Annotated in this window: 11 protein-coding genes and 1 tRNA gene; 5 read left to right on the top strand and 7 right to left on the bottom strand. The window is 62.2% G+C overall.

From position 1 onward, the window contains the following. The first annotated feature begins 10 nt into the window (after positions 1–10). Positions 11–3,163, top strand: coding sequence for a DEAD/DEAH box helicase family protein (locus tag F3J17_RS21605; RefSeq protein WP_167063454.1), 3,153 nt, complete (start codon positions 11–13; stop codon positions 3,161–3,163). A 146-nt stretch (positions 3,164–3,309) separates the two neighbouring features. On the opposite strand, the gene F3J17_RS21600 is transcribed toward F3J17_RS21605, so the two are convergent. The 3 genes from F3J17_RS21600 to F3J17_RS21590 all read right to left on the bottom strand — a co-directional run bounded on the left by F3J17_RS21600 (position 3,310) and on the right by F3J17_RS21590 (position 4,579). Beyond that, positions 3,310–3,561, bottom strand: a complete 252-nt coding sequence (locus F3J17_RS21600; protein WP_205194900.1) for a hypothetical protein — start codon at positions 3,559–3,561, stop codon at positions 3,310–3,312. A gap of 13 nt (positions 3,562–3,574) precedes the next feature. Continuing rightward, entirely contained in the window at positions 3,575–3,874 is a 300-nt protein-coding gene (locus F3J17_RS21595) for a hypothetical protein (protein WP_167063449.1), read from the bottom strand. A gap of 629 nt (positions 3,875–4,503) precedes the next feature. Further along, a tRNA-Lys gene (locus F3J17_RS21590) sits at positions 4,504–4,579 on the bottom strand. Between the two features lie 268 nt (positions 4,580–4,847). Here F3J17_RS21590 and F3J17_RS21585 point away from each other — a divergent pair. Further along, positions 4,848–5,252 (top strand): PaaI family thioesterase, encoded by a 405-nt coding sequence (locus tag F3J17_RS21585; protein WP_167063446.1) that lies wholly within the window; start codon positions 4,848–4,850, stop codon positions 5,250–5,252. 35 nt (positions 5,253–5,287) lie between these two features. Then, complete coding sequence (locus F3J17_RS21580) at positions 5,288–6,169, top strand: patatin-like phospholipase family protein (protein ID WP_167063443.1); 882 nt, start codon at positions 5,288–5,290, stop codon at positions 6,167–6,169. Positions 6,170–6,251: 82 nt separating this feature from the next. Here F3J17_RS21580 and F3J17_RS21575 read toward each other — a convergent pair whose 3' ends face one another. Next, positions 6,252–7,265 (bottom strand): D-2-hydroxyacid dehydrogenase family protein, encoded by a 1,014-nt coding sequence (locus F3J17_RS21575; RefSeq protein WP_167063440.1) that lies wholly within the window; start codon positions 7,263–7,265, stop codon positions 6,252–6,254. Between the two features lie 477 nt (positions 7,266–7,742). On the opposite strand from F3J17_RS21575, the gene F3J17_RS21570 reads away from it, so the two are divergent. Together F3J17_RS21570 and F3J17_RS21565 are read left to right on the top strand one after the other, a co-directional pair. Then, a complete protein-coding gene (locus tag F3J17_RS21570) occupies positions 7,743–9,593 on the top strand; it encodes a phosphoenolpyruvate carboxykinase (GTP) (protein ID WP_167063437.1) in 1,851 nt (616 codons plus the stop codon). A 325-nt stretch (positions 9,594–9,918) separates the two neighbouring features. Beyond that, positions 9,919–11,040 carry a LysR family transcriptional regulator gene (locus F3J17_RS21565; protein ID WP_167063434.1) on the top strand — a complete coding sequence of 374 codons (1,122 nt, stop codon included), beginning with the start codon at positions 9,919–9,921 and terminating at the stop codon, positions 11,038–11,040. A gap of 120 nt (positions 11,041–11,160) precedes the next feature. Here F3J17_RS21565 and F3J17_RS21560 read toward each other — a convergent pair whose 3' ends face one another. From F3J17_RS21560 to F3J17_RS21550, 3 genes are all read right to left on the bottom strand, one after another. Beyond that, positions 11,161–13,827 (bottom strand): DNA topoisomerase III, encoded by a 2,667-nt coding sequence (locus tag F3J17_RS21560; protein ID WP_167063431.1) that lies wholly within the window; start codon positions 13,825–13,827, stop codon positions 11,161–11,163. 272 nt (positions 13,828–14,099) lie between these two features. Next, positions 14,100–14,477, bottom strand: coding sequence for a thioredoxin family protein (locus F3J17_RS21555; RefSeq protein ID WP_167063428.1), 378 nt, complete (start codon positions 14,475–14,477; stop codon positions 14,100–14,102). Between the two features lie 124 nt (positions 14,478–14,601). Further along, a partial coding sequence (locus F3J17_RS21550; protein WP_167063425.1) for a DNA-processing protein DprA occupies positions 14,602–15,361 on the bottom strand: 760 nt, incomplete at its 5' end.

Genomic DNA, 15,361 nt, shown 5'->3' with positions numbered 1-15,361 from the left:
GAGATTGGCAATGTCGCAAATCAATGCCGTCGAAGCACCCATCATCAATTCCCCGTTCGATGAGCCAAAGTTTCATTGGCACATCGAGGAAGGCAAGCAGCCACAGAAGCGCGAAGGGCGTCGCCCGGCGAGTTACTTTTTCCGCGTGCCGGAACATGCTGGGCGCGGCAAGAAAGCCAAGAAGCAGACGGTACTGTTTGACCAAGATGCGAAAGGCAATGAGTACCTGCTTGATACCGCGAACCTAATCCGTCAGCGCCTGAAGGAATGGCGTGCTCGTGAATACAGCGGAGCGACAAAAGTCACCAGGGAGCTATTAGCTCTGTGGCACTCAACCGACCGCAAACAGCGACTTTTCTTCGCCCAGCTTGAGGCGGTCGAAACTGTACTCCTTCTCATAGAAGGGCCGGACGACCTGAAGCAGGGTATTCGCATCCCGACCGACGAACCGGGCGATGACGCTAAGGCAGCTGGATACAAGGCATTCATCCGCTACGCGGTGAAGATGTGTACCGGGTCGGGTAAGAGCACCGTCATGGGTATGCTGGCCGCGTGGTCGATTCTGAACAAAGTGGCAGATTCCACGAATCCGAATTACTCGGACACCGTGCTCATCGTCTGCCCTAACGTCACGGTCCGCGACCGGCTGCACGAACTCGACCCCAATCTCGACGAAATCAGCCTCTATCGCACTCGTGAGCTAGTACCGCTGCATCGCATGCCCGACCTGCGTCGCGGCGAGGTTTTCGTCACCAACTGGCACAACCTTGAGCGTCGCGAGCTTTCGGACGTGAACGGCACGTCGGCCAAGGTGGTCAAGCGCGGCACACCTGTCGAAAAGCGGCGCACAGTCAAACTCGGTGGCAAAGACCAACTGACTGAGGCCGACATTCGCCAGCAGGCATTGACGGGCGCTTTCGAAATCGTCGTCGAGGTCAAGGACCGCCACGGTGTACTGACGGCTTTCGAGGTCAAGGAAACCAGATACTACGAGAGCGACGCGGCATTCTTGCGCCGGGTGCTGGGCAATCGCAAGGGGCGCAGTTCCGCCATCATGGTGATGAACGACGAAGCCCACCACGCTTACAGGCGCGGCAAGGAAGAGCCCGATGATGAATACGCACTCGACGAAGAAACCGCCGACGCCGATGCGCGCGAGGCCACCGTCTGGATTGAAGGCTTAGACCGCATCAACAAGGCATTGAATGGCTCGAAGAACGGTGTGCGTCTGTGCGTGGACTTGTCCGCCACCCCGTTCTTTATCCAGGGTTCCGGCAATGAGGTGGGCAAGCCCTTCCCTTGGGTGGTGTCCGATTTCAGCTTGCTGGAAGGTATTGAAGCAGGGTTGGTCAAAATCCCGCAATTGCCGACCCAGGACATCACCGGTGGCGAAACTCCGGCCTACTTCAATGTGTGGCGCTGGGTTCAAGAGCGTATCGACCAAGACGGCGGCGGCAAGGCGAAGCTCAGTCCGGACATGGTGATGCGCTATGCGACTACACCTGTCACGCAGCTTGCCGACGAGTGGCGTAAGACACTGGATACCTGGAAAGCTCAGTTCAAAGATGGCTTCCGAAAGACCGATGTGCCACCTGTATTCATTGTAGTTTGTCGTGATACCGCGCTGGCCAAGGAACTGTATGAATGGCTGGCCAACGGCAAGCCGGACTACGGCCAGTCGCCGCTTGAGTTCCGCAACAAGCCCGGCCAGGAAAACACCATCCGCGTGGACAGCAAGATTGCGGAGGACATCGCCTCTGGTGCGAACGGCAGCGATGAGGCTCGGCGCTTGCGCTTTGTGCTGGATACCATCGGCAAGACTGCCTGGCCTGGTGGCCATATCCCGGAGGAATACGAGGCACTGGTCGAGAAGCACAACCGCAAGGCATTGGACGACGAAGACAGCGGCTTGGTGACCATCGACGCCAGCATTCCCCCAGGGCGCGACGTGCGCTGCATCATCAGTGTGGCGATGCTGTCGGAAGGCTGGGACTGCAATACGGTGACCCACGTCGTGGGCCTGCGACCGTTCGGCTCTCAATTGCTTTGCGAGCAGGTGGTGGGCCGCGCGCTGCGCCGCACGTCATACGCCATTGATGAGGCCACAGGTTTCTTCCGGGAGGAGACTGCCAAGGTGTTCGGCGTCCCGTTCGAGCTGATTCCGTTCAAAGTAGAAGGCGACGGGGCACCACCGCCGACGCCGCCTTCGAATCAGATATACGCCGACCCGGCCAAGGCCGACTTTGAAATCACCTTTCCTGTGGTCGAAGGCTACACGGACCCCGGCATCACTCGTATTTCGTTGGATTGGGCCAAGGTTCCCACGCTTACGCTGGACCCGCTTGAGGTGCCGGACACAACGCTCATGATGGGGCTAGCAGGGGCTGATGGTCGCTTGGCCGCATATGGCCCAGGTGTAGCGGAACTGGTGACGTTGGAAGCGTGGCGCGCACGCGTTCGCGTGCAGCAGGTCGCCTTCACCCTCGCAAGCACACTTGTCCAACAGTGGCAGAAAGAAAAAGGCGACAGTATTCCCACGCATCGCCTCTTTCCGCAGTTGCTGGCTTACGCGCAGCAGTTTCTAGCGACCAAGCTCGTTTGCAAGGGAAACCGCGCGCCTCAGGATGTAGCATTGAACCCGTATTTCAGTAAAGCGGTCGGCTGCATCATTGACAACGTGCAGGCCGTCGATGAGAGCGGACAGGCTCAAGAGCGGCCTAATATCCCGGCAGGCGCAGCGGGTATGCGTTCGACACGCTTTGTCGAATTCGCCACTGGCCGCGACCTATGGCCGGTCACCCGCAGCCATCTGAACGCAATGGTGGCGGATACCAAGAAATGGGAGCAGAGCGCAGCCTATTGTCTCGATACGCACCAGAAGGTCCGAGCCTGGGTCAAGAATGACCATCTCGGCTTTGTCGTGCTTTATCGGAAAGACGGCAACAAGCGGAGCTACTTGCCCGATTTCATCGTCGAGCTGGTGTCCGGTGAAAAGCTGATGGTCGAAATCAAGGGGCAGGTGATTGACGACGCTCTCGTAAAAGAAGCGGCAGCCAAGCGGTGGTGCGAGGCCGTCAACCGCGAGGGTCAATTCGGTCGCTGGAGCTATCACTTAATGAAGCATCCGGCTGACCTGATGCAACTGCTCGACTACTTCGACTGAGAACATTCCCGGTCAAGCTGGTCAGTCTGTTCAGACGGCCACGGAACCCGCTGTTTCCGTGGCCTTTCGATTTAGGTTGTTAGGTGTGGGGTGGCCCGGTTGGGGGCCGCCGCTCCCGCGGCGGCTTTCTCGCGACCGAGCCGCGTTCAACACAGCGGCGGAGCAATCCCCTTAATGTGCGTCAGCAAGAACCGAGCAGCGGTCTCGCGGGCATGCAGCTCATCAATGCCGTAATGCTGACGACAAATACTCCCGACCGTCAGGTCGAGACAGTATGGCGCGGGACTGAACCGGGTCGGCTTGTGGTTAAGCAGACGACGCAGCTTCACGGTGACCGTCGCGTCGCTGACCTCCGACGCAACTGAGAATTCTTCCAAGGTTTCGAATTCCAACATCATTTTGCTCCTAGCCTCAGTAGCCAACGGGAATCCATCGCTTATCGGCGTTCATTTTCTCGACTGTGAGTTCGGTCAGAGACAATGAGCCAACATGTCCCCACCAATCGGCCGGGTCCGCCTTCATTTTCACTCCGCTCTTCACGAGGCGTCGCCACCAGATTGATGACATCTTCGCCGCCTTACGCAAATTCTCGCCGTATTTGAGCTGGCCGATTGGGCAGCCGAACCGGTAAAGACCGTCGGCTATCTCCCACATTTCATCGACCGTCAACCTGCGAATGATTTTGCCGTTTGAGTCCGCCAGAGGTTTCATCGCTGTCGGTTCATACCGTGGATGGGTAGAGAACCAGAGAATCGGTTGTTCGGGGGGCAAAACGCCGATGTCAGCAGGTAGGAGGATGCCGGTTTGTTTGATGTTCGTATTTCTGTCCGGTTGTGTAGTGCCAAGCCATCATGATTGAGGTCCGTCGCGTCTAATTTAATTGAACGGCTGTCGAGCAAGCATTGCTCGATTTTCAGCACTCTCCCGAGAGTTCCACTAGGTGTGGTCACGTTCTCGGTGATGACAGAATGGGGTGGGGTGACAGGGGGGCCGCAAGACTGGGGTGGTGGGGTATTTGGACCCTACAACTCGACTTGGAGAAAATCGAGTAACCGCGCGTGACCGTCGCGACCAGACTGGCCGCCTATTAAAAAGAATTCCGATGGATGAGCTGTCGTCGCGGCGAGCGGCGCAAGAGCGCATGGCCGTCAAACGAGAGTTATTAGCCGGTCAAGCTGGTCGGTTTCGCTGCGCGTGTTGTCGGCCACGCCATGCGCGTGCTCGATGGAATCTCAGCAGGTGTTGACACCCGTTGACCAAATTTGGTTACACGGGGGTTACATGACGCGAGAAAAAGAAAAAGGGTTACAAGCTAATCGCTTGCAACCCTTTGAATTCTTTGGTGGGGCGTGAGTGACTCGAACACTCGACCTACGGATTAAGAGTCCGCTGCTCTACCAACTGAGCTAACGCCCCCAACAGAAGAAAGATTATGCCTGTCGTTTTGAGACTTGGCAAGTCCTTTTCGCAAATTTCCTAAAAAAACTTCGGTCGGGGTTGGAAGGCCTGAAAAGCCACCCTCCAGAACCGCCGCTACTCGCCCCCTCCCGCGCGCTTTCCCTGCTTCCATCATCCATCGGCAATTCCTGCCGGTATCATGTGGCCACGCCGCCCGGCGCGTCTCCCAGACCGTGCGGCGCCAATCCCAACAAGATACGAGACAGGCAAGGACGGGCACCAGACGATGGACGAAAAGGCAATCGACGCGCTGCTCGAGCGCGTGCTGGCGCCGTGGGTGAAGGCGCTCGGGCTGCGGCCCGTCGAGGTCACGGAAGAAAGCGCCACGCTGCGTCTGCCGTTTTCCGGCGAGCTGCGCCACGCGGGCGGCGTGATCTGCGGGCAGGTCTTCATGGCGGCCGCCGATACGGCGATGATCGTCGCGATCAGCGCGGCGCTCGGCGAGTTCAAGCCGATGACCACCGTCGCGCTCAACACCAGCTTCATGCGCGCGGTGCGCAAGGGCGATGTGACGGTCACCGCGCGCGTGCTGCGCATGGGCCGCAATCTGGTGTTCGGCGAAATAGAACTCTACGACGAAGAGGGCCGCATGGCGGTCCACGCGACCTCGACATACGCGCTGCTCGACTAAGCTATCGCGTTCGGTATCCGGAAGAGACGAAGGACATGTTCGATCAGGTGGTCTTTGCGGGCGGCGGCAATCGCTGCTGGTGGCAGGCGGGATTCTGGGACGTGGTGCAGCCGCAGCTGCAGATCCGTCCGCGCGTGATTACGGGCATCTCGGCCGGCGCGGCTACGGCCTGCATGATCTACACGCGCGATTCGCAGTGGGTCATGCGCTATTACGAGGAAGCGCTCAAGCACAACAAGCGCAACGCGTACTGGGGCAATCTGCTGCGCAGCGAGTCGGTGTTTCCGCACTACCGCATCTATCGGCAGGCGCTGCTCGATATCTACGGGCCGCAGTTCGACAAGCTGCAGGACGCGCCCGAGATCCGCATCGGCGTGTCGCATGTGCCGCGCTGGCTGGGCGCGCGCAGCGCGGTGGCGGCCGGGCTGATCGCGTACAACATCGAAAAGCACGTGCGCAAGACGCTGCATCCGACGCTCGGCCAGAAGCTCGGCTTCTATCCCGAGTTCGTGACGGCGCAGGCCTGCGAGCGCGTCGAGGATCTCGCCGATCTGGTGCTGCAATCGTCCTGCACGCCGCCTTTCACGCCGGTTTTGCGCCGCAATGGCCGCCCGGTGCTCGATGGCGGCATGGTCGACAACGTGCCCGTGGGTGCGCTCGACGATACGCCAGGCCGCGTGCTCGTGATGGTCACGCGGCTGTATCCGCGTCCGCAGACTTTTGTGGTCAAGCACAGCACGCAGGCGGGCGGCGAACAGCAGCGCCTTTACATCCAGCCTTCCGCGAAAGTGCCGATTTCGAGCTGGGACTACACGAGCCCGCAGCAGATGCAGCACGCCTATAACCTCGGATACGAGGACGGCCAGCGCTTCCTGGAGCGTCTGCCCGACGTGCTCGAAGCCGCGGCGCACGCATAAGTCCGCATCGACATCGCCGACAAAAAAAGGCGGCCCAGTTCACCACTGGCCGCCTTTTTCGTATTGCGAGCGATCGTGACGCTTACTTGCGACGACCGCCTTGCAGCGCATCCGGATTCGCGACGTGCGAGAGATCGCCCGCATCGAACGCCAGGATATTGCGAAACGCCGCGCCAAAGTACAGCTCGTAGCTTTCACGCTCCACATAGCCGATGTGCGGCGTGCAGATCACGTTCTCCATGCGCAGCAGGCTGTAGCCCTGCAGGATCGGCTCGCTTTCGAACACGTCGATGGCCACCATGCCCGGGCGATTGTGCGAGAGCGCGCCGAGCAGCGCGTTTTCTTCGAGCAGTTCCGCACGGCTCGTGTTCACGAGCAGCGACGTGGGCTTCATGCGCAGCAGGTCTTCCTGCTTGACGATCCCGCGCGTGTCGTCGTGCAGGCGCAGATGCAGCGAAAGGATGTCGCTTTCCTCGAACAGCGCTTCGCGGCTCGCGGCGGCTTCATAGCCGTCGGCGCGTGCGGCTTCGAGCGAGTGCTCGCGGCCCCAGATGATCACGCGCATTCCGAACGCCTTGCCGTAGCCGGCCACCAGGCGGCCGATCTTGCCGTAGCCCCAGATGCCGAGCGTCTGGCCGCGCAGCACCTGACCCAGGCCGAAATTCGGCGGCATCGCCGAGGTTTTCAGGCCCGACTGCTGCCAGGCACCTTGCTTGAGGTTGGCGACGTACTGCGGAATGCGGCGCTGCGCCGCCATGATGAGCGCCCACGTGAGTTCGGCGGGGGCGACGGGCGAGCCCGTGCCTTCGAGCACGGCGATCCCGCGCTCCGAACACGCTTCGATATCGATATGCGGACCGGCTTTGCCGGTCTGGCTGATCATGCGCAGATGCGGGAGTTTGTCGAGCAGTTGCGAGGTGATGCGCGTGCGTTCGCGGATCAGCACGAGCGCTTCGACTTCCGAGAGGCGGCTGGCGAGCTGGCCGAGGCCGCGCACCGTGTTGTTGAAGACCTTGACCTCGTGATCGGCGAGCAGTTCAAAGCAGTCGAGCTTGCGGACGGCGTCCTGGTAGTCGTCAAGGATGGCAATTTTCATGGCAGCGAGGATAGAGGGTGGTGCAATTCGGTAAGGCGCTTGGGTGGTGAAGCACACGCGCATCGGCAAATTCCGGCGAAACGCGGTGCAACACGGTGTTCATCTGGTGGTTATCCCACTATGCAGCGTCGGGAAGGCTGGTATGAATATAGGGAAGCCTTCATTGCACGGAACGGAACACAGAAAACTGACAACAAACAGGCATTCAATTTGCGATCCGTGCGACGGCGCTCAATACGGCTAGCAACAGTTTGAACGAGAATTTTTCACTTTTATCAGTTTGACGGGCCGCGATGCAAGCCGCTTTACAGACGGTTGCGAACCCTCGCTGATAAGGCCTTGACGACCTGCCCATCCGCGCGAACCAGGGTGTCCGAAATATAGCGGAACACTCGATACGCGGCGGTTGCGCCTCTCGCTAGCAGCGTCGAAAAGGGCCTGAAACGATTTTTTATCAGCCCAGTTGGAGACACTTCGATGAACCATCCCGATTTCCCCGCTCAGGCCGCCGCGCAAGCGCCGGACTGGGTCCGCCACCGAAAACTGGTGGAGTGGGTGCAAAGCGTTGCCGCGCACACCCAACCCGAGCGCATCGTCTGGTGCGACGGCTCGCAGGAGGAATACGACCGTCTTTGCCAGCAGATGGTCGATGCCGGCACCATGCGCCGCCTGAATCCGCAAAAGCGTCCGAATTCGTATCTCGCGTGCTCCGATCCTTCGGACGTGGCGCGTGTCGAGGATCGTACCTTCATCTGCTCGCAGAAGAAGGAAGACGCGGGCCCGACCAACAACTGGATGGCGCCCGCCGAAATGCGCACGACGCTCGACGGCCTGTTCGCGGGCTCGATGCGCGGTCGCACGATGTACGTCGTGCCGTTTTCGATGGGCCCGCTCGGCTCGCCGATCGCGCACATCGGCGTGGAGCTTTCCGATAGCCCGTACGTGGCCGTCAACATGCGCATCATGACGCGCATGGGCCGTGACGTGTACGACGTGCTGGGCGAGGACGGCGAATTCGTGCCGTGCGTGCACAGCGTGGGCGCGCCGCTGGCGGCCGACGAGCAGGACGTGCCGTGGCCGTGCAACGCGACCAAGTACATCGTTCACTTCCCGGAAACGCGCGAGATCTGGAGCTACGGCTCGGGCTACGGCGGCAATGCGCTGCTCGGCAAAAAGTGCTTCGCGCTGCGCATTGCCTCGACGATGGGCCGCGCCGAAGGCTGGCTCGCCGAACACATGCTGATTCTGGGCGTGAAGTCGCCGCAAGGGCGCAAATATCACGTTGCGGCGGCGTTCCCGTCGGCGTGCGGCAAGACCAACTTCGCCATGCTGATTCCGCCGCCCGCCATGAACGGCTGGGAGATCAGCACCATCGGCGACGATATCGCCTGGATCAAACCCGGCGCCGATGGCCGCCTCTACGCGATCAATCCGGAAGCGGGCTACTTCGGCGTCGCACCCGGCACGAGCGAGAAGACCAACTTCAACGCCATGGCGACGCTCAAGGAAAACGTGATCTTCACCAACGTCGCGCTGACCGACGACGGCGACGTCTGGTGGGAAGGCATGACCGACACGCCGCCCGCCCACCTGATCGACTGGCAGGGCAAGGACTGGACGCCCGAAATCGGCAAGGAAACCGGCCGCAAGGCTGCGCATCCGAATGCGCGTTTCACGGCGCCGGCCTCGCAGTGCCCGTCGATCGACGCCGACTGGGAGAACCCCAAGGGCGTAGCCATCGACGCGTTCCTGTTCGGCGGCCGCCGCTCGACCACGGTGCCGCTCGTGACCGAGGCGCGCGACTGGACCGAAGGCGTCTACATGGCCGCGACGATGGGTTCGGAGACCACGGCAGCGGCAGCGGGCCAGCAGGGCGTGGTGCGCCGCGATCCGTTCGCCATGCTGCCGTTCTGCGGCTACAACATGGCCGACTACTTTGGCCACTGGCTGAATGTGGGCGAGCGCCTGACGCAACTGGGCGCGACGCTGCCGCGCATCTTCTGCGTGAACTGGTTCCGCAAGGGCGACGACGGCAAATTCGTCTGGCCGGGTTTTGGCGAAAACATGCGCGTGCTGGAGTGGATGGTGCGCCGCATCGAAGGCCAGGCCGAAGGGGAGGGCCACGCTTTTGGCGTCTCGCCGCGCTACGACGACCTCGACTGGCGCGGGCTGGACTTCACGCCGGAGCAGTTCGACAAGGTGATTTCCGTCGATGCCGAAGCCTGGCGGGCGGAACTCGCGCTCCATACCGAACTGTTCGAAACGCTCGCGCAGGGCTTGCCGCAGGCATTGCGCGAAGCGCGCACCGCGTTGGAAGCGCGCCTTTGATGCGCGAATGTGAGTGCTCACTATCTTTATAGTCGAGATTGTTTGAGCGCGATGTCAAAAAGGGCCGCTTTTGAGCGGTCCTTTTTATTGGGGGTCACAATGCCTTCTGTTCGACGCGAGGCCGGAAGTTTCGCTGCATTGCGCAAAATTGTTTCGCCATGGGAAACAATCGAGCCTCCGTCACTGCGTATTCGATGACAGTAGCGAAAATTTTGAAGAAATTCGGGATAGTGGAGGCAACTTCTGCACGAATTCCGATGTCGTAGGAGAATTCCCGGTTTCCTCCGTCGATTTTCGGCGGACAGTAACAGGCAGGAGTTGTCTCATGGATCATTTGCAGTCGATGCGAGTATTCGTCAAAGTGGCGGACCTCGGCAGTTTCGCCCGGGCCGCTTCGGCGATGGATATCTCCAATGCGGTTGCAACGCGTCACGTCGCCGACCTTGAAGGCCGGCTGGGTACGCGTCTGCTCAACCGCACGACCCGCAGCCTTTCCCTCACCGAATCCGGTCAGGTTTATCTCGAACGCGCGCGCCAGATCCTCGATGAACTCGAAGACGTCGAGCAGATGGTGGTGGCGCGCAACCACGAGCCCGTGGGCACGCTGCGCATCGTGGCGCCCGTGGTGTTCGGCTTGCACAACCTCGCGCCCGTGCTGCAGACGTACACGCAGCGCTATCCGCAGGTGATTCCCGACGTCACGCTGGTCGATCGTCAGGTCGATCTGGTCGAAGAAGGCTTCGATCTCGGCGTGGTGACCGCGCGCCAGATGCGCAGCGCCAGCATCGTCACGCGCCGCCTGACGACGGGCTGCATGACTGTATGCGCGACGCCCGCGTATCTGGAAAAGCACGGCACGCCCACGCGTCCCGAGCATCTGATGGAGCATCCGTCGTTGTCGCTGCCTTCGGAGTACTGGGGCGACGAGCGCGTTTTCACGGGGCCGGAAGGCGAAGTGCGGGTGCGCCCGAGCAACGTGATCGTGGCCAATAACACCGAAATGCTGCGTCAGTTCGCGCTGCTCGGCATGGGCATCGCGATCCTGCCGAGCTACCTGATCGGGCGCGATATGACGCGCGGCCGTCTGGTGCGTCTGCTGGGCGATTACCGCCTGCCGCAGGTCGAGATCAACGTCGCGTACCCGAGCCGCCGCCACCTGCCGGCCAAGGTGCGTACGTTCATCGACCATCTGGTCGAGCACTTCAGCCAGACGCCGAACAGCCAGCTTGGCGAGCAGTGGGTCAAGGATGGTCAGTCGCGCCCCGCCGACGCCATGGCGGCGCCGCACAACGGCGCGGCGCATCCGGTCGTGCCCGAGGCGTTCGACGGCGCGGAACCGATCTCCGAGCTACTCGACTCCAGCCGCAGTGTAGAAACCGAGCGCGCGCCCAAGGCGGGCCGCGCTTCGACGGGCCGCACGCGGACTTCGGCGATTTCCCCGCTGTAATTGGCGCGCTGAAAAGCAAAGGGCGATAAAAAAGGCGCAGCTTCGTAAGAAGCTGCGCCTTTTCTCTTGCGGGCGCGGCGCGTTTGATGCGCCGCGCACCATCAGTACATCAGAAGCCGATCACGAACCCGTCTTGCGCGCCGGCGTCTTGCGAGCGGCGGTTTTGCGAGCCGGAGCGGCCTTCGCCGCTGCAGTCTTTGCCGCCGTCTTGCGCGCCGGTTTGGCCGGAGCTTCCGCAGCGTCATTAGCCGCATCGTTCGCGGCGTCGCCCGCATCCGCGCTCGCTGCCGACTTCTTCGCTGCCGTCTTGGCCGCCGTCTTCGCGCTCGGTTCCTTCTTCTCGAACTCGAAGCCGATCTTGCCGTCCGGCTGCTTGACGAGGAAAGCCTTGAAGTTACGGCCCGTGCGCGACGACTTGAAGTTCGTCAGCAGGTCCGTGCGGCCTTCGGTCAGCAGCTTCGCCATCTGCTCGCGTGCGATTTCCTGCTGGAGAATCACCTTGCCCGAGCGGAAGTCGCAGGTCTTCGGATTCGCCACCGAGTTTTCGCACACATAGCTCATGCCGTGCTCGAACACGCGGCCCTTGCACTTCGGACACGCGCCCACGGCTTCCTGCTCCGAGAAGTCCGGCGCTTCGCCGTCTTCGGTGCCCGAATCCTGGCCGAAGTCGAATTCGAGCTTGAAGTTCTTGATCTCGTCGTCGAGCGTGAGCTTGAGGATCGCCGAGAACGGCCGGCCCATCTTGCTGCGGAAACCCGACAGCGGCCCGATCGTCTTGTTCTGCAGCAGCTCTTCCACTTCCGGAATTTCGAACTGACGACCGCCCGGAATCTTCGAAATCGAGAACTCGCACTTCGTACACGCGAAGCGGCGATAGTTTTCCTTCACCTGCCCGCCGCAGTGCGGACACGGCGTTTGCAGCGTCGCGTAGTCGCCGGGGATGGTGTCGGAGTCGTATTCCTTCGCGCGCTTCACGATGGTCTGCGTCATGCGGGCGATTTCCTGCATGAACGCATCGCGCGCCAAGCGGCCGCGCTCCATCTGCGAAAGCTTGTACTCCCATTCGCCGGTCAGTTCCGGCGCGGTCAGTTCTTCCACGCCCAGACCGCGCAGCAGCGTCATCAGCTGGAACGCCTTGGCGGTTGGGATCAGTTCGCGGCCTTCGCGCACCAGATACTTTTCGCCGAGCAGACCTTCGATGATGGCCGCGCGCGTGGCCGGCGTGCCCAGACCCTTGGCGGCCATGGCCTCGCGCAGTTCTTCGTCGTCGACGAGCTTGCCCGCGCCTTCCATCGCCGAAAGCAGCGTCGCTTCGTTGTAGCGTGCGGGCGGCTTGGTGACGAGTTGATGCGCGGCGATCTTGTCGGTCTTGACCTTCTCGTCTTTCTTGACCGGCACGAGGTTGGCGTCGTCGCCAGCCGCGTCGCGGCCGTAGATCTGCAGCCAGCCCGGCTCGACCAGCACCTTGCCTTCGGTCTTGAAGTGATGCCCCGAGACTTCGGTGATACGCGTGGTGACGCGGTATTCCGCCGCCGGGAAGAACACGGCGAGGAAGCGCTTCACGACGAGGTCGTACAGCTTCTGCTCCGGCTCCGACAGATTCTTCGGCGCCTGCAGCGTGGGGATGATTGCAAAGTGATCGCTGATCTTCGAGTTATCGAAGATGCGCTTGTTCGGCTTCACCCAACCCTTGTCGAGCGCCTGTTTGGCGTACGGCAGGTAGTTGTTGCTCTCCTTGAGCATCTCCATCGTCTCTTTCACGGTGCCGAGGTAATCCTCGGGCAGCGCGCGCGAATCGGTACGCGGATAGGTGAGCACCTTGTGCTTTTCGTACAGCGCCTGGGCCAGACCCAGCGTGTTCTTGGCCGAAAAGCCGAAGCGGCCGTTGGCTTCGCGCTGCAGGCTGGTCAAGTCGAAGAGTGCGGGCGAGAGCTGGGTGGACGGCTTCGATTCCTCGGTGACGATCCCTTCACGGCCATGACAGGCCGCGACGATGGTTTCGGCAGCCGGCAGGCTCCAGAGGCGCGAGTCGCGCTTTTCCGGATCGTGCTCGTCCTTCTTGAATTTCGGGTCGTACCAGCGGCCTTCGTAGAAGCCGCTCGCGCAGACGAATTCGGCGCGCACTTCCCAGTAATCGCGCGGCACGAAACGGCGGATTTTCTCTTCGCGTTCGACGACGATCGACAACGTTGGCGTCTGAACACGGCCAACCGTGGTCAGGAAGAAGCCGCCGCCCTTGCTGTTGAAGGCAGTCATCGCGCGCGTGCCGTTGATGCCCACGAGCCAGTCGGCTTCCGAGCGGCAGCGTGCGGCGTCGGCCAGCGGCTGCATGTCCTGGTCGCTGCGCAGGTTCGCGAAACCGTCGCGGATCGACTGCGGCGTCATCGACTGCAGCCACAGGCGCTGCACCGGCTGCTTGGCCTTCGCGTGCTGCGCGATCAGGCGGAAAATCAGCTCGCCTTCGCGCCCCGCGTCGCAGGCGTTGATCAGTGCGGTCACGTCCTTGCGCTTAAGCAGCTTCGTGAGCACCTTGAGCCGCGACTCGCTCTTGGCGATCGGATTCAGGTCGAAATGGGGCGGGATGACGGGCAGATTCGCGAAGCTCCATTTGCCTCGCTTGACTTCGTACTCGTCGGGCGCGGCAATCTCCAGCAAGTGGCCGACCGCCGACGACAGCACGTAGTCGTCGCTTTCGTAGTACTCGTCATGCTTGGTAAATCCGCCCAGAGCGCGCGCGATGTCGTTCGCGACGGATGGCTTCTCGGCGATGATCAGAGCTTTGGACATGACTGGTTGTGTGTGGGTGTATCCGGGTGGGCGCCCCGCGGTTATGCCGTCTGGATTGGCCGCGTGGCCGGCGCGCCGTCGGGCGCCTCGTTAACGACCGCTTTATAGCACATGGCGCGCGGACGGCGATTTTCTTGTCATCGGTCTGTCTGCGAACAGACCGGTTTTGGCGTCTTCTTCGTCGCTATCGTCACAGCGGCGCGGGGCGGCCATCATAAAGGCGCGGCACGCCGCCGGGCAAGGGTTGCGGCGGACGGCGCAGGGCTGCCAAATTACGCGTCCAGCAGCGCGGGCCGCAGCTTCGGCGCGTCGGCTACGCCAGGCAGGGCGGTGAGGTCCGCGAGCATGCGCTCGACCACGGCGCCATGCGGCAGCACGGTGCCGAAAAAGCGCGTAGCGTGGCTGTCTTCGATCAGGATTGTGGGGAAATTCTCCACGTCGAGGTCGTCGAAACGGTCGGCGTGCGTTTCGATATCGATATAGGCGAAGCAGATCTCCGGATGCGCTTCGGCGATCCGGTCGAAGGTCGCCCGATAGTCGCGACAGGTGCCGCACCACTGCGCGCACAGGCACGCGACGAACAGCGTGTCGCGGTCGCTGACGCGCTCGGCGATCTGGTCGGCGTCGGTGTCGAGGTCAAGCGCGGGCATGGTGGTTCCTTGCGGTCTCTTCTATATAGAGCGGTTGAAATCGGTGCTGCATTTGGCGCGAATGTAACACGGCGGCGCGCTGGCGGTGGGAGGCGGAGCGGTCCGGGGCGGCCGGGTTTGGCCGTTAGCGGGATGCCCGCATGAAGCGCCCGCCCGGCAGTGCGCTCACGTGGCCGGCCAGTTCCAGCCGCAGCAGGGTGGCCTGCAACACGGCTTCGGGCATGTCGGTACGCTGGGCGAGAATTTCAAGCGTGGCGGGCGCGTGGCCCAGCGCGGCGAGCAGCGCATCGGCTTGCGGTTCGAGCGGCGGCGCGACTGTTGCCGGGCGAGAACCCAGCTCCAGTGGCAGCGTCTGCTCGTCCTGGGTGCTGCGCCTGCGCGTGGAAGAAACGGCGCGGCGCGCAGGCGCTGCGGGTTGCGCCACCTGTAGCGCTTCAAGCACTTCTTCGGGCGTTTCAACCAGTTGCGCGCCTTCCTTGATCAGCCGATGACACCCGCGCGAAAGCGGCGCATGGATCGAGCCGGGCAGCGCGAACACGTCGCGCCCCATTTCGTTGGCGAGCCGCGCAGTGATGAGCGAGCCCGAGCGCATCGCGGCCTCCACCACGATCACGCCTTCCACGAGCGCGGAAATCACGCGGTTGCGCTGCGGAAAATTCGCGGAGCGCGCAGGCGTGCCGAGCGGCCACTCGGTGACGATCGCGCCTTGCGCGGCGATCTGCAAAGCAAGCGGGCGATGCGCGGCCGGATAGACGAGATCCGCGCCTGTGCCGATCACCGCGACGGTGCCGCCGCGTTCGCCCAGCGCGCCTTCATGCGCCGCGCCGTCCACGCCGAGCGCCAGGCCCGACACCACCGCGAGCCCCGCCGCTGCGAGCGTGCGC

Source organism: Burkholderia sp. Ax-1719 (assembly GCF_011753055.1).
GTDB lineage: Bacteria > Pseudomonadota > Gammaproteobacteria > Burkholderiales > Burkholderiaceae > Paraburkholderia.
Note: the sequence above shows the minus strand (reverse complement) of the source record. Positions and strands in the feature narration are given on the sequence as shown.